This is a genomic window from Mycobacterium sp. NGS16 (assembly GCF_059813225.1).
Genome location: NZ_JCALEE010000004.1, coordinates 117,960 through 138,501, shown reverse-complemented (window position 1 = coordinate 138,501; position 20,542 = coordinate 117,960). Strand labels below are relative to the sequence as shown.

General features: G+C 68.5%; 16 protein-coding genes and 2 pseudogenes. 11 read left to right on the top strand and 7 right to left on the bottom strand.

What is annotated here, in order from left to right:
* The first annotated feature begins 135 nt into the window (after positions 1–135).
* On the top strand, positions 136–1,242 hold the full coding sequence (gene dapC / locus AC5Y4Q_RS12325) for a succinyldiaminopimelate transaminase (protein WP_125224764.1): 1,107 nt from the start codon (positions 136–138) through the stop codon (positions 1,240–1,242).
* On the opposite strand, the pseudogene AC5Y4Q_RS12320 reads toward dapC, so the two are convergent.
* Positions 1,239–1,588 (bottom strand): annotated as a pseudogene (locus AC5Y4Q_RS12320) (LLM class flavin-dependent oxidoreductase); the annotation flags it as partial. The gene dapC and the pseudogene AC5Y4Q_RS12320 overlap by 4 nt on opposite strands.
* Positions 1,589–2,107: 519 nt before the next feature.
* Here AC5Y4Q_RS12320 and AC5Y4Q_RS12315 point away from each other — a divergent pair.
* From AC5Y4Q_RS12315 to AC5Y4Q_RS12305, 3 genes are all read left to right on the top strand, one after another.
* Positions 2,108–3,241: a PPE family protein gene (locus tag AC5Y4Q_RS12315; RefSeq protein ID WP_235663878.1), complete on the top strand. Its 1,134-nt coding sequence runs from the start codon at positions 2,108–2,110 to the stop codon at positions 3,239–3,241.
* Between the two features lie 263 nt (positions 3,242–3,504).
* Positions 3,505–3,804 carry a PE family protein gene (locus AC5Y4Q_RS12310; protein WP_064922448.1) on the top strand — a complete coding sequence of 100 codons (300 nt, stop codon included), beginning with the start codon at positions 3,505–3,507 and terminating at the stop codon, positions 3,802–3,804.
* Between the two features lie 9 nt (positions 3,805–3,813).
* Entirely contained in the window at positions 3,814–4,992 is a 1,179-nt protein-coding gene (locus AC5Y4Q_RS12305; protein WP_125224747.1) for a PPE family protein, read from the top strand.
* A gap of 13 nt (positions 4,993–5,005) precedes the next feature.
* Here AC5Y4Q_RS12305 and AC5Y4Q_RS12300 read toward each other — a convergent pair.
* Positions 5,006–5,653 (bottom strand): annotated as a pseudogene (locus AC5Y4Q_RS12300) (HNH endonuclease family protein); the annotation flags it as partial.
* Between the two features lie 145 nt (positions 5,654–5,798).
* On the opposite strand from AC5Y4Q_RS12300, the gene AC5Y4Q_RS12295 reads away from it, so the two are divergent.
* Together AC5Y4Q_RS12295 and ctaD are read left to right on the top strand one after the other, a co-directional pair.
* A complete protein-coding gene (locus tag AC5Y4Q_RS12295; protein ID WP_125224749.1) occupies positions 5,799–6,701 on the top strand; it encodes a pseudouridine-5'-phosphate glycosidase in 903 nt (300 codons plus the stop codon).
* Positions 6,702–6,807: 106 nt separating this feature from the next.
* Positions 6,808–8,532: an aa3-type cytochrome oxidase subunit I gene (gene ctaD, locus AC5Y4Q_RS12290; protein WP_125224750.1), complete on the top strand. Its 1,725-nt coding sequence runs from the start codon at positions 6,808–6,810 to the stop codon at positions 8,530–8,532.
* Between the two features lie 21 nt (positions 8,533–8,553).
* On the opposite strand, the gene AC5Y4Q_RS12285 is transcribed toward ctaD, so the two are convergent.
* Positions 8,554–9,285, bottom strand: coding sequence for a helix-turn-helix transcriptional regulator (locus tag AC5Y4Q_RS12285; protein ID WP_125224751.1), 732 nt, complete (start codon positions 9,283–9,285; stop codon positions 8,554–8,556).
* A gap of 130 nt (positions 9,286–9,415) precedes the next feature.
* Between AC5Y4Q_RS12285 and AC5Y4Q_RS12280 the strand changes: the two genes are divergently transcribed.
* Positions 9,416–10,867 carry an acyl-CoA synthetase gene (locus AC5Y4Q_RS12280; RefSeq protein ID WP_125224752.1) on the top strand — a complete coding sequence of 484 codons (1,452 nt, stop codon included), beginning with the start codon at positions 9,416–9,418 and terminating at the stop codon, positions 10,865–10,867.
* 50 nt (positions 10,868–10,917) lie between these two features.
* The gene (locus AC5Y4Q_RS12275) at positions 10,918–11,217 is read left to right on the top strand and encodes a hypothetical protein (protein ID WP_064920048.1); all 300 of its coding nucleotides are present in this window, start codon (positions 10,918–10,920) and stop codon (positions 11,215–11,217) included.
* 4 nt (positions 11,218–11,221) lie between these two features.
* Here the strand turns inward: AC5Y4Q_RS12275 and AC5Y4Q_RS12270 are convergent, their stop codons facing one another.
* Complete coding sequence (locus tag AC5Y4Q_RS12270) at positions 11,222–11,974, bottom strand: TetR/AcrR family transcriptional regulator (RefSeq protein ID WP_082952452.1); 753 nt, start codon at positions 11,972–11,974, stop codon at positions 11,222–11,224.
* Between the two features lie 121 nt (positions 11,975–12,095).
* Between AC5Y4Q_RS12270 and AC5Y4Q_RS12265 the strand changes: the two genes are divergently transcribed.
* Positions 12,096–12,521 carry an MmpS family transport accessory protein gene (locus AC5Y4Q_RS12265; protein WP_064920047.1) on the top strand — a complete coding sequence of 142 codons (426 nt, stop codon included), beginning with the start codon at positions 12,096–12,098 and terminating at the stop codon, positions 12,519–12,521.
* On the top strand, positions 12,518–15,400 hold the full coding sequence (locus tag AC5Y4Q_RS12260) for an MMPL/RND family transporter (RefSeq protein WP_064920046.1): 2,883 nt from the start codon (positions 12,518–12,520) through the stop codon (positions 15,398–15,400). Before AC5Y4Q_RS12265 ends, AC5Y4Q_RS12260 begins: the two co-directional genes overlap by 4 nt.
* Before the next feature lie 179 nt (positions 15,401–15,579).
* On the opposite strand, the gene dapD is transcribed toward AC5Y4Q_RS12260, so the two are convergent.
* A complete protein-coding gene (gene dapD, locus AC5Y4Q_RS12255) occupies positions 15,580–16,533 on the bottom strand; it encodes a 2,3,4,5-tetrahydropyridine-2,6-dicarboxylate N-succinyltransferase (RefSeq protein WP_109535555.1) in 954 nt (317 codons plus the stop codon).
* Positions 16,534–16,636: 103 nt separating this feature from the next.
* On the opposite strand from dapD, the gene dapE reads away from it, so the two are divergent.
* Positions 16,637–17,713: a succinyl-diaminopimelate desuccinylase gene (dapE, locus tag AC5Y4Q_RS12250; RefSeq protein WP_064920044.1), complete on the top strand. Its 1,077-nt coding sequence runs from the start codon at positions 16,637–16,639 to the stop codon at positions 17,711–17,713.
* Positions 17,714–17,715: 2 nt separating this feature from the next.
* Here the strand turns inward: dapE and AC5Y4Q_RS12245 are convergent, their stop codons facing one another.
* Together AC5Y4Q_RS12245 and AC5Y4Q_RS12240 are read right to left on the bottom strand one after the other, a co-directional pair.
* Positions 17,716–18,216, bottom strand: coding sequence for a cupin domain-containing protein (locus tag AC5Y4Q_RS12245; protein WP_064920043.1), 501 nt, complete (start codon positions 18,214–18,216; stop codon positions 17,716–17,718).
* 246 nt (positions 18,217–18,462) lie between these two features.
* Positions 18,463–20,508, bottom strand: a complete 2,046-nt coding sequence (locus tag AC5Y4Q_RS12240; RefSeq protein ID WP_125224753.1) for an AAA family ATPase — start codon at positions 20,506–20,508, stop codon at positions 18,463–18,465.
* Positions 20,509–20,542 lie beyond the last annotated feature (34 nt).

Sequence of the window (20,542 nt, the reverse complement as noted above, 5' to 3'; positions counted from 1 at the left end):
GGCGCCCGGCCCTATGCAACTTGTTGCACTGCAACTGGGCGCATAGGCAGGTGGGTCGTGCCAGCGGCGGTGCCGGCGCGGTTACTATCAGGAACCGATGAATCCGCCGCGTTCCGCCGTCGCCCCGTGAGCCCCGTGCACGGCGGCAGATCAGCCGCGCTGCCGACCTTCCCGTGGGATACGTTGGCCGAGGTGACGGCGCGGGCCAAGGCGCATCCCGACGGCATCGTCGACCTGTCGGTGGGCACCCCCGTCGATCCCGTGGCGCCGGTCATCCGAGCGGCCTTGGCGGCGGCTTCGTCGGCGCCGGGATATCCGACCACCGCCGGCACTGCTCAGCTGCGGGCGTCGGCGATCGCCGCACTTGACCGCCGCTACGGGATCACCGGAGTCGCCGAGTCGGCGGTACTGCCGGTGATCGGCACCAAGGAGCTCATCGCCTGGCTGCCGACCCTGCTGGGTCTCGGCGGCGACGACATGGTCGTCGTTCCGGAACTGGCCTACCCGACCTACGAGGTGGGCGCCCGGCTGGCCGGGGCGGTGTGGGTGCGCAGTGACGCCCCGGACCGCCTCGGCGGTGCGCCGCCGGCCCTGGTGTATCTGAACTCACCCAGTAATCCCACCGGGGCCATCCTGAGAGCCGACGAGCTCCGTGCCCTGGTCGGCTGGGCCCGCCAGCACCGGGTGCTGCTGGTCTCCGACGAGTGCTACCTGGGGCTCGGTTGGGACGCCGAACCGCGTTCGGTGCTGCACCCGCAGGTCTGCGACGGCGACCACCGCGGCCTGCTGGCCGTGCACTCACTGTCCAAGACCTCCTCACTGGCCGGCTATCGGGCCGGTTTCGTCGCCGGCGACGAAACCGTGGTGGCCGAACTGCTCGCGGTGCGCAAACACGCCGGGATGATGGTGCCGACCCCGGTGCAGGCGGCGATGGTCGCCGCCCTCGACGACGACGCACACGAGCGTGAACAGCGCGACCGCTATGCCCGCCGCCGTGAGGTGCTGCTGCCGGCGATGCGCGCGGCCGGCTTCCGCATCGACCACTCCCACGGCGGGCTGTATCTGTGGGCCACCCGCGGCGAGGCGTGCCGGCGCACCGTCGGCTGGCTGGCCGAGCGCGGAATCCTGGTGGCGCCGGGGGAGTTCTACGGCCCAGCCGGCGCCGAGCACGTCCGGGTGGCGTTGACCGCCACCGACGAGCGGATCGCCGCGGCGGCCGACCGGCTGCGGTCGGCTCGCTAAGCCACGGCTTTGCGGCGCAGAATCGGTAGCACCCCCTCGGCGAACCAATAGGCCTCCTCCAGAGCGGGTAGCCCGACAGAATGAACTCGTCGAATCCCAGCGAGTAGTACTCCCAGATCAGATTCGCGACTTCCTGGTGGCTGCGCACCGGCGCGGTTCCTGCGCAGCCCCAGACCAGGCCCACACCCGCCCACAGATTCGGGTAGATCTCCAGTCTGTCGGTCCGGCCGCCGTGCAGTGCCGGCATTCGTCGCTGCCCCTCGGAACGGGCATGCAGTGCAGTGGATTTCGCGATCTGATCCGGCGACAGCTCGCTCAGCAATTCCTCGGCGACGGCCCAGGCCGCCCAGGCTGATCGCGGCGCCGCGATGGGCGTCAAGGTCTGGTTCAACGGGCATCCTCTACGTGTTCGCCGGCATGAACGCGCCAGCAACACTGCGGCACAGTCGAAGACGAGGTTATGGTTGAGGTCCCGAAACTGACAATGGTTTGAATTGCCGTGAATGGAATCGATTCGGCGACCTACCGGATATGTGGCCCGGGTTTACCGCACCGCGAGATTCTATCTTCCGGCTGGCGGCGCCAACTGCTCCGCCGGGGAGTGCTCCCCGGGAACCGGAGCGCCGCCGTGTCGGCGGATTCGCGCAGGTGATAGCTGTGGGGTGGGCCTGTTCGGCGGCGCGGAGAGCCACTCGCCGCTGTGCGGCGGCGCCGGCGGGCGTTCGGGCCAGGTGCACCGCTGGCGGCCGTCGGGGTGCGCCGATCGTATTAGCGTCAGCACAAATCGACCGCCGCAGACGGCGACACAGAGTTCTCGAGCGCGGCGGGGTTTCGGTCCGGCGACAGGCGCGAGGGGTTTGTGGTGATGGATTTCGGAGCGTTGCCGCCTGAGATCAATTCGGCGCGGATGTATTCCGGTGCCGGGTCGGCACCGTTGCTGGGCGCCGCATCCGCCTGGGGGGCTCTTGCCGAGGAATTGCATTCGGCGGCGGAGGTTTACCAGTCGCTGGTCTCCGAGATCGCCGATGCCTCGTGGTGGGGTCCGTCGGCGATGGCGATGCTGACCGCCGTCGGTCCCTACGTGTCGTGGATGAGTGCGACAGCCACCCTTGCCGAGCAGGCGGGCGACTACGCCCGAGCCGTGGTCGGCGCCTACGAGCTGGCCTACGCCGCCACCGTTCCGCCGGCGGAGGTGGCTGCGAATCGCAGCCTGCTGAGTCTTCTCGTCGCCACAAATTGGCTGGGGCAGAACACCTCTGCGATCGCGGCCACCGAAGCGCAGTACGCCGAGATGTGGGCACAAGACGCCGCGGTGATGTACGGGTATGCCGGAGCCTCGCGCATCGCGTCGATGGTCACCCCGTTCGACACACCGCCGGTGACCACCGCGGCGGGCGGCGAAGACCGTCAGCAGACAGCCGTAACGCGGGCCGTCGGGTCGGCGGCCCAGCAGCGGGCCTGGACGGATCTGGTAGCCACGATCCGCGACGTGTTGGAGAGGCTGTCGGTGTCGCCGTCGCATTCGGCGACATGGGACGAGCTCAAGGCAAACCTGCCGCAGATTCTGAAGAACTTCACCACCAGCGAACAGATTGTGCAGCGTCTCGCCTCCACCCCGGCCAACATCCTCGGCATCTCGAAAGGGCTTGTGCCACCAGCGCCGTCCCCGGCGCCGCCGGTGGCTGCACCGGTCGTCCCGGCGCTTCCGGCGGCGGTCGGCGCGGCCGGGCCGGCGGGCGCGCCGTCGGCCGGCTTGGGTCGAGCCGGAACCGTCGGCAAGTTGTCGGTGCCCGCCAGCTGGGCCGGCGCGGCGCCCGCGCCAGGTCCGGAGACCATCGCGCCGCAGCCGGTTCCGGCGTCCACTGCTGTCGAGAACCAACCCAAGGGCCTGCTGCGCGGGATGCCGATGAGCGCCGGCGTTCCCCGGCGCAGCGAAGGCTACGTCAACCGATACGGGTTCCGGTACAACGTGTTACCGCACCACCCGGCCGGTGGCTAGCTAGCTGATTGCGCCAAAGACATTACCCGCGTTGGGATTCTTTCTCAGTTGCGCTGTTTGCATGATGCGGATTGCGCCACCCTTCCGGGGTGTTTGCACTGGTCAGGGTGGCTGCGTGGACTTTCGCTTAACGGGGCGTGGCGCGGGAGCGGAGCGTCGCGTCGGCAGCTCCGGTAGGCGACGGTAGCCACGAATCCGCTTAGTCTGCCAGGTAACAGATCCGGTGAAGTGCGATGGCGCTGAAAGCAATTAGGAGCACAAGGATGTCGTTCGTCAACACACAACCTGAAGCATTGGCGGTCGCTGCCAGTGGCTTGCGCGGTATCGGCTCGGTGGTGGCCGCGCAGAACGCGGCTGCGGCAGGCCCGACCACGGTGCTGCCGCCGGCCGCGGCCGACGAGGTATCGGCGTTGACCGCAGCGTTGTTCGCCGCTCATGCCCAGGCCTATCAAGAGGTCAGCGCACAGGCCGCCGCGATCCACGAGGCGTTCGTCCGAACCTTGGCACTGAGCTCCGACTCGTATGCGGTGACCGAAGCGGTCAACGCCGCCGTGGCGAGTTAGCGCGCGGCAATGGATTTCGGGTCGTTGCCGCCGGAGGTCAACTCCGCGCGCATGTATTCCGGTGCCGGCTCCTCGCCGCTGGTCGCCGCTGCCACGGCGTGGAGCAAGCTCGCCGCCGAGCTGAACTCGGCCGCCACCGGCTATGAGCAGATCGTCACCGGCCTGACCGGCGAGGATTGGCTCGGACCGGCGTCGGCGTCGATGGCACAGGCCGTTGCGCCGTATGTGGAATGGATGAACGCCACCGCCGCGCGGGCCGAGCAGGCCGCAACCCGGGCCCGGCGGGCCGCCACCGCCTACGAGACCGCGCTGGCCGCCACCGTGCACCCGGCCGACGTCGATGCCAATCGCAGTCGATTGTCGTCCCTGGTGTCCACGAACGTGCTGGGCCAGAACACGCCTGCGATCGCGGTGACCGAGGCGGACTACGGAGAGATGTGGGCACGCGATAGCGCCGCCATGTACGGGTATGCCGGCCAGTCGGCGTCCGCGTCGCAGGTGGCCCCGTTCAGCACGCCCGACCCGATGACCGCAAACGAATCGCCGACCGCGCAACTGGTCTCCGCCGTCCAATCGGCGCTGGCGAGCCTGGCATCGCCGGCGTCGTCGGCAGCGGACTCGTCGACGTCGCCGCTGGACAGCATGCTCAGCGACCTCTACACGATGGTGGGTCTGAAGTACACCCCCGGCAGTCCGATCGCCAACCTGCTGGCCCCCTGGACGTCCTATGTCGCGCCGACGCAGAGCAGCATCGCGATCGCGCACTTCTCCACCGGCGCCGTCAACAGTGGGGTCGCCTTGTCGAAGGCGCTGGCGCCGGCTACTGCCGCGGCGAAGGCTGCCGGTGATGGCGCCAAGGCGGCCGCCGGGGCCGTTCCGGCGGCGCTGCCGGCGGCCGGCTTGGGCGCCCAGCTCGGCGGCGCCGCGCCGGTGGCCGCGGGCGTCGGCAACGCCGTGGCGGCCGGGCGCCTGTCGGTGCCGGCCAGCTGGGCGGCGGCCGGCCCGGCGGCGGGGCCGGTCGCGCCGATACCGGTCAGCACCGTCTCGGCCATCAGCCCGGATGTCGAAGGGTCCGGAAATCTGATGGGCGGGATGCCGCTGGCCGGTGCCGGCGCCGGAGGACGGGGATCCGGCCCCCGCTACGGCTTTGCGCCCAAGGTCATGGCCCGCCCGTTCTCCGCCGGCTGACCGGCTAAGGCTCGGCCGGTGACGCCCCGCAGCCACCGGTCAGAATCCGCGCGATCGCATCGTGTTCGGCCTGGGTGACCCACAGGCCATAACCGGACTTCACCTCGACGATGCGGGAGACATAGGCGCAGCGGTAGGACTTGTTGGGCGGCAACCAGGTTGCCGCGTCGCCGTCGCCTTTCTGCTCGTTGATCGGCCCGCTGGTGGCCTGCAGGTTCAGCGGATCATTGGCGAAGTTGCGCCGGGTGAGTTCGTCCCAGGCCTGCGCGCCTTTCTGCCAGGCATCCGACAACGCCACCACATGGTCGATCTGCACCGCCCGGGAGGTGCCCCGACCGCGCTGGAAGGCGATCGCGGTGCCGGTGTAGGGATCGTTCAACACACCGGAGGCCACCACGCAATCGTTTGTGCCCGGCTTGATCTCGATGTCGACCAGGTCGCGGCGCAGGATGTCGTTGCGGGTGTCGCAGCCGTTGTGCCCGTCGGGCACCGACACGTCGTCGCTCCAGGCCTGGCCGAACAGTGCGCGTTCATAGCCGGTCTTGGGGGCGCGGCCCTTGATCGGCAGGGCGTCGAGCTTGGCCAGTTCGACCGAGACGTCGGCGGCGCCGACCGCAACCGGGTCGGCGGGCGCGGGAGCGACCGGCGCGACGAGCGACAACGCGACCGCCGCCGCGGCATACCCCCGCCGCTTGCGTCGCTGGTCGCCCACGGCCACCTCCGCTGTCTTGGTGTGCTGGCCCGGACGGTATCAGCCCGCGCCGACAGCAGCGGCGGGCGCTTGCCGGGCGCAATAAGGTGAGTTGGTGCGCGTCCATCCCGAAGTCGCCGATGCGCTCGCCGCCGGGCGGGCCGTGGTGGCGCTGGAGAGCACGATCATCACGCACGGCCTGCCGCGGCCGGAGAACCTGCGCATCGCCGGCGAGATCGAGGACGCGGTGCGCTCGGCAGGCGCGGTGCCGGCCACCATCGCGATCCTCGGGGGCCAACCGCACATCGGTCTCGACGCGGATGCGCTGCACCATCTGGCGACCGGCGGCACAGCGCTCAAGGTCAGTGTCCGCGACATCGCGATGCTGGCCGCCGTGGGCGGCGACGGTGCGACCACGGTCGCCTCGACCGCGCATCTGGCGGCGGCGGCCGGCATCACGGTGTTCGCGACCGGCGGGTTGGGCGGGGTGCACCGCGGTGCACGCGAGAGCTGGGACGAGTCCGCGGACCTGGCGACGCTGTCGCGCACCCCGGTGCTGGTGGTCTGTTCGGGCGTCAAGTCGATTCTGGACATCGGCGCGACGCTGGAGCGGTTGGAGACGCTCGGGGTGGCGGTGATCGGCTACCGCACCGACCGCTTCCCGGCCTTCTACCTCGCCGACTCCGGTCACCCCCTGGACTGGTGGGTCCAGACCCCCAAGCAGGCCGCCGCGGTGCTGCGCGCCCGAGACCGGCTGGGCACCGACGGCTACGGGCTGGTGCTGGCCAACCCGATCGCCGCCGACGCCGAACTGGACCGTGCCCTGCATGATCGGGTGCTCGCCGACGGGCTGGCCGCGGCCGAGGCGGCGGGAGTGCGCGGCAAGGACGTCACACCGTTTCTGCTGGAACATTTTCACCGCGCAACCAGGGGCGCCTCCGTTGCCGCCAATGTCGCACTCGTGCTGGCCAATGCGCGGCTGGCCGGGGAGATCGCCGTCGCCTACGCGGCCGGCTGAACCTCTGACCGTCGCACCGATTCCGCGTAGCATAGGCCGTTATAAGCGCTGGTCTGGCCGGCACGTTTGCTGCCGACCGGGCTAGGACTTCGGCGGGAGGCGGCCGATGGCTGACGTGACCGACTGGAGAGTGACGGGCGTTCCCGGCAAGCCGCTGTCGCCGGTGCGCCCGTTCCCGCCCAGACGTGGGCCGCGCGGGGCCTGGGTCTACCGGGTCATCACCACCACCGACCACAAGCTGATCGGCATCTTGTACATGGTGACCACGTTCAGCTTCTTTCTGACCGGTGGTCTGATGGCGTTGCTGATGCGCACCGAATTGGCCGCGCCGGGACTGCAGTTCCTCTCCAACGAGCAGTACAACCAGTTGTTCACCATGCACGGCACCATCATGTTGCTGCTGTATGCGACCCCGATCGTGTTCGGTTTCGCCAACCTGGTGCTGCCATTGCAGATCGGTGCCCCCGACGTGGCCTTCCCGCGGCTCAACGCCTTCGCCTATTGGCTGTTTCTGTTCGGCGGGTTGATCGTCGTGGCCGGGTTCCTGACGCCGGGCGGCGCCGCCGATTTCGGCTGGACCGCCTACGCCCCGCTGAGCGGCCTGGCCCACTCGCCGGGGGCCGGGGCCGACCTGTGGATCATGGGCCTGGCGGTCTCGGGGCTGGGCACCATCCTGGGTGGGGTCAACATGATCACCACCGTGATCTGCATGCGCGCCCCGGGGATGACGATGTTTCGGATGCCGATCTTCACCTGGAACGTCCTGATCACCTCGATCATGGTGCTGATCGTGTTTCCGCTGCTGACCGCGGCCCTGCTCGGCCTAGCGGTCGATCGTCACCTGGGCGCGCACCTCTACGAGGCCGCGAACGGTGGAGCGCTGCTGTGGCAGCACCTGTTCTGGTACTTCGGCCATCCCGAGGTGTACATCGTCGCGCTGCCGTTCTTCGGCATCGTCACCGAGATCTTCCCGGTGTTCTCTCGCAAGCCGCTGTTCGGCTACACCCAGATGGTGTACGCGACGATGAGTATCGCGGGACTGTCAACGGCGGTGTGGGCGCACCACATGTTCGCCACCGGCGCGGTGCTGCTGCCGTTCTTCGCGGCGATGAGCTTCATGATCGCGGTGCCGACCGGGCTGAAATTCTTCAACTGGATCGGCACGATGTGGAAGGGCCAGTTGACGTTTGAGACGCCGATGCTGTTCTCGCTCGGGTTCGCGGTGACATTTTTGGCCGGCGGCCTGACCGGGGTGATGCTGGCCAGCCCGCCGCTGGACTTCCACGTCCACGACACCTATTTCGTGGTGGCGCACTTCCACTACGTGCTGTTCGGCACCATCGTGTTCTCGACGTTCGCCGGCATCTATTTCTGGTTCCCGAAGATGACCGGTCGGTTGCTCGACGAGCCACTGGGCAAGCTGCACTTCTGGCTGACGTTCATCGGGTTTCACACCGCGTTCCTGGTGCAGCACTGGCTGGGCAACATGGGCATGCCGCGCCGTTACGCCGACTACCTGCCCACCGACGGATTCCAGCCGTTGAACATCGTCTCCACCGTGGGAGCCTTCATCCTCGCCGCGTCGGTACTGCCGTTCTTGTGGAACGTCTTTCGCAGCTGGCGCTACGGTGAGGTCGTCACCGTCGACGACCCATGGGGCCACGGCAACGCGCTGGAGTGGGCGACCAGCTGCCCGCCGCCGCGGCACAACTTCACCGAGCTGCCCCGGATCCGTTCGGAGCGGCCCGCTTTCGAACTCCACTACCCGCACATGGTGCCCCGGCTGCGCGATGAACTCCACATTCGGCGCCGGGAGGACGTCACCGGGTGACGGCGGCGCCGCCGAGCGCGGCTATCGGCCGATGACCTTGGCAATGCACAGTTCCGGCTCGACGAACGGTTCCAACTCGGCGCGCAGAGCGGCTTGTCGGCCTTCGGTTGCCTCGGCATTGAGCAGTCCGCGTAGCAGGCCCAGATGCATGGCGCAGCTGACTTCCGGGTGCGACCGCGCTAAGTCACGGACCGGGCAGGCATGCAGCCGAATCGCGCGCTCGCGCCGGCCCTCGCCGGCGTCGGCCGCCTCGCTGAGCTGCGGACCGAAGCCCATGCGCTCGAAGACCAAGGCGATCTGGTCGGCGAGGTCGTCGACGCCGGGCTCGGCAGCCGTCCCGGTCGACTCGGCGGAATCGGCGGACTCGTCGTGGGCCAGGATCCTGCCGGCCCAGCGCCGGCCGGCCCGTTCGGCACGCTGCCGGCGCTCGGCGGCGGTATCGCCGAGCTCCATGGCGAGGATCTCGGCGAGGCTGCGGTAGTTCAACCGGTCGCGCACGGCGACGTATCCGGTGCGGGGGCGCCCGACGCCGTCCCGCTTGATCCGGGTGCGTGCGACGGAACCGTCCTCGCACAGCGCGTCGAGGTGGAACCGCACCGTGGTGACGTGCAAGCCCATCTGCCGGGCGATCTCGGTGGCATCCACCGCGCCGGTAGCACAGGAGACCAACCGCAGCACTCGTTCGCGCTGCTGATTCCGTGGCAACCGCTGACTGCGAGTGGCACCGCGCCGCGGGCCGGACTGGTCGTGCATCGGTGTACCTCTCGTTGACCTTTGTCCGCAAATTTAATGGAACAAATTCGTTGATACCAGTGCGGCGGCGCGGAGTTGCTCGGCGAATCGGTGGCGGCCGGCGGGACCGGTACGCGGTAACGTCGCTCAGGTGTTGCTGAGCTCGCTGGACACCGCCGCCGACGATATCGCCGATGCGGTGCGCATCGACAACACCGTGCTTAGCCGGGCCGACTTGAGCGCTGCCGCGGCCACCGTGCTCGAAGACCTCGGCGGCATAAGCCGGGTCGCCGTGCTGGCCACCCCGACGGCGTCGACCGTGCTGGCCGTCGCCGGTTGCCTGCTGGCCGGGTTGCCGGTAGTGCCGGTCCCCGCCGACGTCGGTGTCGCCGAACGCGCGCACATCCTGCGTGACTCGGGTGCGCAGGCGTGGCTGGGGGAGCGGCCCGACGATCTCGCCGGCCTGCCGCACATCCCGGCCCGGCGGGGCGCCGGATCGTCGCAGCACCCGCGCGAACAGGGTTCATTCGGCGGTTCCGGCTCTCCTGCGTCGAGCCTCGCTGAACCGCCGGGTGAAGACGACACCGCGCTGGTGATCTACACCTCGGGAACCACCGGGCCGCCCAAGGGCGTGCAGTTGAGCCGGCGGGCGCTGGCGGCGGATCTCGACGCGCTGGCCGAAGCCTGGCAGTGGAGCCCCGACGACGTCCTGGTGCACGGTCTGCCGCTGTATCACGTCCACGGTCTGGTGCTGGGCCTGCTGGGATCGCTGCGGGTCGGCAACCGGTTCGTGCACACCGGTAAGCCGACTCCGCAGGGCTATGCGGCCGCCGGGGGTTCGCTGTATTTCGGGGTGCCCACCGTGTGGTCGCGCGTGGTGGCCGACGCCGCTGCGGCCGAAGCGCTGCGGCCGGCGCGGCTGCTGGTGTCGGGCAGTGCGGCGCTTCCGGTTCCGGTGTTCGAGCGACTGCGCGCACTCACCGGTCATGCGCCCATCGAACGGTACGGCAGCACCGAATCGCTGATCACGTTGAGTACCCGCGTCGACGGTGAGCGCAGGGCCGGCTGGGTGGGCGTGCCGCTGTCGGGCGTGCAGACCCGTCTGGTCGGCGAGGACGGCGGGCCGGTGCCGCACGACGGAGAGACCATCGGGCGACTCGCGGTGCGCGGACCGACACTGTTCGACGGCTACCTCAACCTCCCGGAGGCGACCGCGGCGGCCTTCGACGCCGACGGCTGGTATCGGACCGGGGATGTCGCGGTCATCGACGCCGGCGGGATGCACCGGATCGTCGGCCGCGAATCGGTTGACCTGATCAAGTCCGGAGGTTTCCGGGTCGGCGCCGGCGAGATCGAGACCACCCTGCTCGGCCATCCCGGGGTGGCCGAGGTGGCCGTCGTCGGCCTGCCCGATGAGGACCTGGGCCAGCGCATCGTCGCGTTCGTGGTCGCCTCCCCGGACGGCGGGGCGCAACCCGATGACCTGATCGAGTATGTCACCCAACAGCTGTCGGCACACAAGCGACCGCGCGAGGTGCGGATGGTGGATGCGCTGCCGCGCAACGCAATGGGAAAGGTACTCAAGAAGGCGTTGCTGACGTAGGCTCGCTTGCGCGAACCGACACCAGAAGGGTGGCCCTGCTTGTGAAGCCTATGAAGCGATTCAGTCTCGCCGTAGCCGGCGTCCCGGCCGCCGTCCTGGTCGCCGGGATGTTCGTGCTCGGTGGCTGCTCGTCCGTCAGCAAGGTCATCAACAAAGGCGGCGACACCACCTGCGCAGAGTTCAACAGTCACGACGACGAGAAGCAGCGGTCGGAAGTCTCCAAGATGCTCAAGGACAAGAACGGCAGTGAGCCGTCCAACATGGAGCTTTCGGCGACACGGGTGGCGGTCAGCGCCTACTGCAAGACGATCGGCAAAGACAGCGACAAGATCAGTCGGGCGATGCTGTAGCCGCTTAGCGCGTCGACGTGCAGGGCCGAACCGCCCGCCTTACATCGCCTGATCCCGCAACAGCATCGGCGCCCTGCGCTCGGATGCGGTCACCGCAGGGGCCGGCCGGTTCCCAGGCTCGCATCGCGGCCTCGACTCCGTCGTCATCGAGGGCTGCCACCGGCAGCGGCAATTGGTCACTGCGGTAACGCATGCCGTCAAGCAGGATGCCCACATAGCGACGCCACAGGTCCGCGTCGACGTGGCCGGCGAACTCGCTCACCGTCCCGGCCAGCAGCCCGAAGATCGGCATGTCCGTACTCGACAGCTCGGGGCGCAACCGACCGTCGACCCGCGCTCGCTCCACGAGCGTCTTCAGGATGGGAACAAGTCGATCCTGGGCAGCCGTCACGCGATCGCCCCCGTAGGTCTTGCTGAACGCGATCTCCCGCAATCCCCGGTCGGTCGCGGTGATCTCGCACATCTGCTCGACGTACCAGACGAACCCCTGCCATGGGTCCGGTTGGCGCAGAGCAGATTCCGCCAAGTCTGCGAGCTGATGGAGGCCTTCTTCGAAGATCGCCTCGAGGAGCTCGTCTTTGGTGGCGAACCTCCGGTAGACGGTCCCGACCCCGACGCCCGCATGATGCGCCACGTCGTTGAGATTGGGCTCCAGGCCCTTGCTGGCAAACAGGTCGCGGGCCGCTGCCAGGATGCGCTCCCGATTGCGTTCGGCGTCCTTGCGCAGCGGCCGGCCGGTCGTCTCACTGGCGGTCACAACGGCCAAGTGTAATGCGCGCAACAGTGGAACCGGATTGACTTAATCCACTTACATAATTAGCTTAGCTACCTGGACGGAGACGGCGGCCGGGCCTGGTCAACGTCGGGAAGGGCGGACGATGAAAAGGCTGATCAGCCGTGTGTGGCTGCCCGCCTTGATCGTGGTGGCGGCCGCGGCAGGTGGCGTCGCAGTAGCGCAGCTGCGGACGGTGTTCGGATCGCATCCCGTCGTGGTGACCGATATTTCCTCGGACACCGCGGAGGACTTCAACCCCAAGTTCGTCAAGTACGAGGTCTTCGGCTCGGGGACCAGTGCCGTCATCAATTACATGGACCTGCAAGGCAAGCCGCAGCGGGTTCCGAGCACGCCGTTGCCGTGGACGCTGACCTTGCAAACCACCCTGCCTTCGGTGATGCCCAACATCCTGGCCCAGGGCGACGGCGACAGCATCACCTGCCGGGTCACCGTCGATGACGAAGTCAAACAGGAAAGGACGGCGACCGGAGTGAACGCCGAGACCTTCTGCTTTGTGAAGGCCGCATGACCGCCCCGACCGAACCCATTGCGGTGACCGGCCAGGCGGCGCACCCGCGGCTGCCCCGGTTCATCCGGAGGTTCGCCGTGCCGATCATCCTCGCGTGGATCGCGCTGATCGCCGTCTTGAACATCGTCGTTCCGCAGCTCGAGGAAGTCGGCAAGCTCCGTGCGGTGTCGATGAGTCCCAACGACGCCCCGTCGATGATCGCCACCAAGCGAGTCGGCAAGGTGTTTCAGGAGTATGACACTTCCAGTTCGGTGATGATCGTGCTCGAAGGCGACGAGCCGCTGGGCGCCGCAGCGCACGAGTTCTATGACCAGATGGTGCGCGATCTGCGTGCCGATACCGCCCACGTGCAGCATGTCCAAGACTTCTGGGGCGACACGCTGACCGCCAAGGGTGCTCAGAGCGCCGACGGTAAGGCCGCCTACGTTCAGGTCTACATCGCCGGCGACCAGGGCGAGACGTTGGCCAACGAGTCGGTGGAGGCGGTGCGCCACATCGCATCCGAGCGCCCCGCCCCCGCCGGCGTGAAGGCCTACGTGACCGGACCGGCGGCCACGAGCACCGACCAGAACCACGTCGGCGACAAGAGCATGGAGACCATCGAAATGCTCACGTTCGCCGTCATCACGGTGATGCTGTTGAGCGTCTACCGATCCATCATCACCACCCTGATCGTGCTGGTGATGGTCGTGCTCGAGCTGTCGGCTGCCCGGGGACTGGTGGCATTCCTGGGATTCCACAACCTGTTCGGCCTGACGACCTTCGCAACCAACATGCTGGTCACCTTGGCGATCGCCGCGTCCACCGATTACGCGATCTTCTTGATCGGTCGCTATCAGGAGGCGCGCAAAGCCGGCGAGGACCGGGAAGCCGCCTACTACAACATGTTCCACGGCACCGCGCATGTGGTGCTGGCCTCTGGGCTGACCATCGCCGGGGCGACGTTCTGCCTGCATTTCACCCGGCTGCCCTACTTCCAGACGATGGGCTTCCCGCTGTCGATCGGCATGGTGATCGTGGTCGCGGCGGCCTTGACGCTGGGGCCTGCGGTCATCGCGGTGGCCAGCCGCTTCGGCCGTATTCTCGAGCCCAAGCGCATCAGCCGATCCCGCGGCTGGCACCGGGTTGGGACCACCACCGTCCGCTGGCCCGGTGCAGTGTTGGTGGTCGCCGTCGCGGCGTCGCTGATCGGCCTGCTTGCGCTGCCCGGCTACTACACGTCCTACAACGACCGCATCTACCTGCCCGATGACGTGGCGGCGAATGTGGGCTACTCGGCGGCGTTCCGGCACTTCTCCCAGGCGAAGATGAACCCGGATCTGATGATGGTCGAAACCGACCGGGATCTGCGCAACCCGGCAGACTTCCTGGTGATCGACAAGATCGCCAAGGCGCTCAAGCACGTGCACGGGATCGCGCAGGTGCAGACCATCACCCGTCCCGACGGAGATCCGATCAAGCACTCGACGATCCCCTACACCCTCGGCCAGAGCGGCACCGCTCAGCTGATGAACAACGACTACATGCAGACCAATCTGGAGAATCTGCTCAAGCAGGCCGACGATCTGCAGGCCAGCATCGACTCGATGACCGAGATGATGAACATCCAGAAGGATCTGGCCGAGGTGTCCCAGCGGATGGCCGACAAGATGGCGAACACCGCGGTCGACATCGGGGAAATGCGCAATCACATGGCCGATTTCGACGATTTCTTCCGGGTGTTCCGCAACTACTTCTACTGGGAGCCGCACTGCTTCGACATCCCCATCTGCTGGTCTTTGCGGTCGATCTTCGACGCCCTGGACGGCGTCGACACGATGTCCGGTGACTTCGACGAGATCGTGCCCGACATGCAACGCATGGCCGAGCTGATGCCGAAGATGGTTGCTGTCATGCCGGCACAGATTCAGTCGATGAAGAACCAGAAGCAGACGTTGCTCAACCAGTACCAGGTGCAGAAGGCCCAGCAGGACCAGAACATGGCGATGCAGGAGAACTCCACCGCGATGGGCGAGGCGTTCGACGCCGCCAAGAACGACGACTCGTTCTACCTCCCACCGGAAGCCTTCGACACCGCCGACTTCAAACGCGGCATCAAACTGTTCATGTCGCCGGACGGACATGCGGTGCGGTTCACCATCATTCATCAGGGTGACCCGTTGACTCCCGAGGGCATCTCGCGCGTCGAAGCGCTCAAGGTCGCCGCGGCCGATGCGATCAAGGGCACACCGTTCGAGGGGGCCAAGATCTACCTCGGTGGCAGCGCCGCGATGTTCTACGACATGCAGCAGGGCGCCAACTACGACTTGCTGATCGTTGCGACCGCCGCGCTGATCCTGATCTTCATCATCATGATGGTGCTGACCCGCGCGGTCGTCGCTGCAACGGTGATCGTCGGCACGGTGGTGCTCAGTCTCGGCTCGGCGTTCGGGCTGTCGGTGGTGCTCTGGCAACACCTGGTGGGCATTCCCTTGCACTGGATGGTGCTGCCGATGTCGGTCATCGTCCTGCTCGCCGTCGGCGCGGATTACAACCTGCTGCTGGTCTCACGCATCAAGGAGGAGATCCACGCCGGCCTGCACACGGGCCTGATCCGCGCCATGGTCGGCACCGGCGCGGTGGTCACCGCAGCGGGTCTGGTGTTCGCCTTCACCATGGCGTCCATGGCGGTCAGCTCGTTGATCGTGATCGGCCAGGTCGGTACGACGATCGGACTGGGTCTGCTGTTCGACACGTTGATCGTCCGGTCCTTGATGACGCCGTCGGTCGCCACCCTGCTCGGACGCTGGTTCTGGTGGCCGCAGATCGTGCGTCCGCGCCCGGTTCCGCGGCCGTGGCCGCAACCGATCCAGCGGGAGCCAGAGCAGGCGCTGGTCTAACCCGGCGGTTCAGCGAGGCTCGACGGAGGAGAGGCGAAGCTGGGACCGCCGCATCAATCGAGCGGTTCAGCGAGGCTCGACGGAGGAGAGGCGAAGCTGGGACCGCCGCATCAATCGAGCGGTTCAGCGAGGCTCGACGGAGGAGAGGCGAAGCTGGGACCGCCGCATGGACCCGCTCGTCAGTTGGCGTGCAGGTCCTCGTTGAGCGCGATGCCCTGACCGTCACGGGCAACCACCTCGACCGCGCCGGTCTGAGAGTTACGGCGGAACAGCAGGTTGTTTCCGCCGGCCAGGTCGCGGGCCTTGGTCGTGCTGCCGTCGGGCAGACTGACCTTGGTGCCCGCGGTGACATAGAGTCCGGCCTCGATCACGCAGTCGTCGCCCAGCGGAATGCCCAGCCCGGCATTGGCGCCCAGCAGGCAGCGTTTGCCGATCGAAATCACCTGTGTTCCACCGCCAGACAGCGTTCCCATGATGGACGCGCCGCCGCCGACATCGGAGCCGTCGCCGACCACCACGCCGGCGGAGATGCGGCCCTCGACCATCGAGGCGCCCAGCGTGCCCGCGTTGAAGTTGACGAATCCTTCGTGCATCACCGTGGTCCCAGACGCCAGGTGCGCACCGAGGCGCACCCGGTCCGCGTCGGCGATGCGCACGCCCGAGGGCAGCACGTAGTCGACCATGCGCGGGAACTTGTCCACCCCGTAGACGGTCACCGGGCCGCGCCGGCGCAGCCGGGCCCGCACCGACTCGAAGCCTTCGACGGCGCACGGCCCGTAGTTGGTCCACACCACGTTGGTCAGCACCCCGAACAGCCCGCCGGCGTTGAGCCCGTGCGGCACCACCAGCCGATGCGACAGCAGGTGCAGCCGTAGATAGGCGTCGTAGGCGTCGACGGCGGTGTCGTCCAGCGATCCGATCACCGTGCGCACCGCCACAACCTCGGTGCCGCGGTCCTCGTCACGCCCGAGCAGCCCGGCCAGGTCGGCGGGCACGTCGTCCGCGCTGAGGCGGACGGTGCCGGGCTCGCCCGAGCCACCCAACTCCGGTGCGGGAAACCAGGTGTCGAGTACCGATCCGTCTGCGGCCAGCGTCGCTACCCCGACGCCTGAAGCTCCAGTCACGCCGGTCAGGCTACTTTCTTCCGGCGAAAAGACGCAAAGGCCCCCTGCGCGCCCGAAATCTGGGCGGTTTCACGTCTGCTCGCGGGGAACGGTGACCCATTAGGCTGGATCTGTGCTGGACCTGCGCTCCGACCCGATTGCCCTGACCGCGGCGCTGGTGGACATTCCCAGCGAATCGCGGCACGAAGCCCGGATCGCCGACGAGGTGGAAGCCGCGCTGCGGGCCCAGACTTCCGGGTTCGAGATCATCCGCGACGGGGACGCGGTGCTGGCCCGCACCCAGCTGGGGCGCCCGACCCGGGTGCTGCTGGCCGGACATCTGGACACTGTCCCGCCGGCCGGCAACCTGCCGAGTTGGAGCTCGACCGGCGAGGAAGGCGCAGTGTTGCACGGCTGCGGCACTGTCGACATGAAATCCGGCGTCGCCGTCTTTCTGCACTTGGCCGCCACCGTCACCGAACTCACTCATGACCTGACCTGCGTCTTTTACGACTGCGAGGAGATCGACGCGGCCGCCAACGGGCTGGGCCGCATGGAACGCAACCTGCCGGACTGGCTCGCCGCTGACCTTGCCATCCTCGGTGAACCCACCGCCGGCTACATCGAGGCGGGCTGTCAGGGCACGCTGCGGGTCGTCGTCACCGCCGCCGGTACCCGGGCACATTCGGCGCGGTCCTGGCTGGGCGACAACGCCATCCACAAACTGGGCGCGGTGCTCGACCGGCTCGCCGCGTACCAGCCGCGCAATATCGACATCGACGGTTGTGTATACCGCGAAGGGCTCTCCGCGGTGCGCATCGACGGCGGGGTGGCCGGCAACGTGATTCCCGACGCCGCCAGTGTCACGGTGAATTTCCGCTTCGCGCCCGACCGCACGCCTGAGGAGGCGCTGACCCACGTGCGGGAGGTGTTCGACGGCCTGCACGTGACGATCGAGCAGACCGACGGCGCCGCCGGCGCCCTGCCGGGACTCACCGCACCCGCGGCGGCCGCGCTGGTGGCGGCCGCCGGCGGGCAGGTGCGGGCCAAGTACGGCTGGACCGACGTCTCCCGCTTCGCAGCCCGGGGTATCCCCGCCGTCAATTACGGCCCCGGTGATCCCAATCTGGCGCACTGCGTCGACGAACGGGTGCCGACCGCGCAGATCAGCGCCGTCGCGGAGCTGTTGCGCGGCTTCCTCTCTGGCTAGCGTCAGGAGTCCTCAGCGCCGACCGCACACGAGGCGACCGCCATCTCATCGTGCACGCTGGAGATGTTGAGGAAGCATCCGATCGTCTGACCGACGTTGCGCCACCCGCGCTTGAGATTGGCCGGGACCAGGATGGCATCCATCGGCTCCAGGTGAACCTTGTATTTCTCCTCCTCGTCGAAGAAGACGATCCAGGAGCCGCTGGCGACGAACATCAGCTCTTCGGTGGTGTGGCTATGGAAGCGCGCACCTTCGCCGGGGGCGAGCACCCCCGTGGTCAACCGGATCTCCTTGCTTTCAAGCCTCGCCGGCGTGCCGCCGGCGAAGTCGGAATCGGCTTTGTCGGTGTACTTGTACAGCGGGATGTGACGGGCGTTGTCCCCGCCTCCGCCCTGCTGCCAGGCCGGGCGAATATCCCGAAACCGGATGACGCTTGCGAAGGCTTCGGCAACCTCGGGCGGTAGCTTGTCGGTGCTGTCCGAAGGACGATGTTCGGTATTCACGCTGGTCTTCTCCTCTCAGGCCGGGTTCGCGGGTGCGCCCGCCACTTGTGTTCGTTCCGCCACGGGACGGCCGGGCACCGCATGGCCGAAGCCGGCGACACCATCTCAACAGCGGTCGCTTCCAACAGCTGGGCCGCCACTCCGACACGACCGTAACGATACCCATGCGGGGTACGGTATTCAAGCGGAGGGTGTCGGGCGGTCGATCGACCGGCTGGGGCTCCGTAAACCGTTGTGAGAAGCGATCTATCTGCTATGGGCCAGCGCGCGGGCTTGAGCCAGCGCGTCGCGGCCCAGGACGCAATCGACCTCGCCGCACAGGCGAGCCAGGGGATCGGCGGCGCGCGCGTCGCCGAGCTGGACGGCCGTGTGCCAAGCCTGCAGCGCCACCGCCGACTGTCCACTGCGTTCGGCCATCCGGGCGGCGTCGCGGGCGGCGGTGACCGCGCCGTGCTGATCGCGCATGGCGGCCCGCTGCCAGGCGCGCGCCATACCCAACTCCGGAGCGAACAGCGCCGACTTGGTGCCGTGCCGGGATTCAGCCCGGCTCAAGGCTTTCGCCGCGCCCGCGATGTCGAACTGGCGGGCCAGCGCAGTGGCCAGCAGAGTCAGTGATAGCGGGCCCCACGAGTAACCGGTGCGCTCCAGGGTGGCTGCGGCCGGCGTCAATAGTTTTGTCGCGGCGTCGAATTGGCCGGAGGCGATCAGTGCCAAGGCCACCAGTACGTCACCGATGGCGCGACCCGGCTGGGCCAGCTCGGCGAAATCGGTGAATTGGCGGGCAAGTTCGTGAGCTTGGGTGGGCCGGCCCGCCATCAGCAGCACGGTGATCTCGGCCAATCCGATGGTGAACCGAAGCAGCCCGGGGTGTTCGGCGTCGGTTGCGCGGCGTGCCAGCGGCCCGACCGCTTCGAAGCGTCCGGCTCGCGCCGCACACAGGGCGGCGGCGCTGCCGGCCCAGGCCACCGCCATGTCGTCGGCGGCCGGATCGTCCAGCACCGCGGCGGCGGCCTCGGCGGCCCGGCCGATATTGCCGGCGTTCATCGCAAAGGTTGCGCCGAGCGCATCCAGGGTGATGCGCGGACTGGCGCCGGTAACCCGGCCACGGGTGCTGGCCAGGAATGCGGTGGCGCGCTCGGGTTCGCCCAGCATGAAGAACTGGTTGGCAGCCCGCGGCAGCGCCCAGGCCATCAGCTCCGCTTCGGTCAATCCGGCCGGGTCGACCGCCGACAGCACAGCGTCGGCGTCGCGGCCCCGGCCCTGCCAGCCCAGCGCATGCGCCAGCGCCAGCCGGGCCGGCAGGCCGCCGGAGCGGTCCAGGGCGCTGCGGGCGAGCCGCTCACCCAGTTCCAGATCCCCCAGCCGCAGCGCCTGCTGCGCCGCGTCCACCACGTCCCCCGCCGGCCCGGGTGCGTCGCTGTCGGCGGCCAGTGCCGCCAGCCGCAGCTGCTCACCGACGTGCTCGCACGGCCGGTCCGCCAGCACGGCGACCACCTCGGTGCGCAACCGGCGGGCGGCTTGCCCGTCGAGCGCCTCACGCGCCCGCCCGGCGAACAGCGGGTGGGCGGTGTAGACCACCGGGTCGGGTCCGCGACCGCCGCGGGTGCGGGTCTCCAGCACTCCGAGTTCCTCGGCTTGGCGGACCGCCTCGGCACCGGCGAGCCGAGTCAGATCGGCCAGCGCCAGCGGCTCGAGGACCGCGAGGTAGTCCAGCGCCGACCGCGCGGGTTCGGGCAACGCGGCCAGGAACGCGTCGAGATCAGCGGCACCGGCCGCCTCGTTCGGCGCCGCGATGTCGATGCGGTCCAGCAGGTCGTCGCCCCATAGCGCCGCGATGGGCGCCGGAGCGTCGGCGTCGGCGCGCCCGGTGATGATCATGCGGGCCGCGCCGGTCCGCGCCAGCTGGTAGACCAGCGTCGCCGAGAGGATGTCGAGCTGGTGGGCGTCGTCGACCACCAGCAGTAACTCGCCGCCGTCCGGGCCGGCCTGGGCCAGTGATTCCCGCGCCGCCCGCAACAGCGCGGCGGGCCTGCCGATGTCAGCGACCCGGACCAGGTGACTCAAGGCGCCGAACGGCACGGTGCGCTCCGTCGGGGTGCCGATCACCCAGCGGACCTGTGTGGCCGGGTGCCGCCGGACACGATCTTCGGCGGCCAGCCGGGCCAGGGTGGACTTGCCGCAGCCGTCGGGGCCGAGCACCACCGCGCCCGCGCGCGTCGCCGCTGCGTCAAGCGCTTCGGTGAGCCGGTGCAGGGCGGCCGAGTGCTCGGGGACGTTCCACCGGATCGGCATCGCGGAGATTTTACGGATCCGAGCCACCCGCCGG

Coding starts and splice junctions, on each gene's coding strand:
- AC5Y4Q_RS12315 (WP_235663878.1), top strand. CDS start 2,108: ATGGATTTCGGAGCGTTGCCGCCTGAGATCAATTCGGCGCGGATGTAT.
- AC5Y4Q_RS12310 (WP_064922448.1), top strand. CDS start 3,505: ATGTCGTTCGTCAACACACAACCTGAAGCATTGGCGGTCGCTGCCAGT.
- AC5Y4Q_RS12305 (WP_125224747.1), top strand. CDS start 3,814: ATGGATTTCGGGTCGTTGCCGCCGGAGGTCAACTCCGCGCGCATGTAT.
- ctaD (WP_125224750.1), top strand. CDS start 6,808: ATGGCTGACGTGACCGACTGGAGAGTGACGGGCGTTCCCGGCAAGCCG.
- AC5Y4Q_RS12285 (WP_125224751.1), bottom strand. CDS start 9,285: ATGCACGACCAGTCCGGCCCGCGGCGCGGTGCCACTCGCAGTCAGCGG.
- AC5Y4Q_RS12275 (WP_064920048.1), top strand. CDS start 10,918: ATGAAGCGATTCAGTCTCGCCGTAGCCGGCGTCCCGGCCGCCGTCCTG.
- AC5Y4Q_RS12265 (WP_064920047.1), top strand. CDS start 12,096: ATGAAAAGGCTGATCAGCCGTGTGTGGCTGCCCGCCTTGATCGTGGTG.
- AC5Y4Q_RS12260 (WP_064920046.1), top strand. CDS start 12,518: ATGACCGCCCCGACCGAACCCATTGCGGTGACCGGCCAGGCGGCGCAC.
- AC5Y4Q_RS12240 (WP_125224753.1), bottom strand. CDS start 20,508: ATGCCGATCCGGTGGAACGTCCCCGAGCACTCGGCCGCCCTGCACCGG.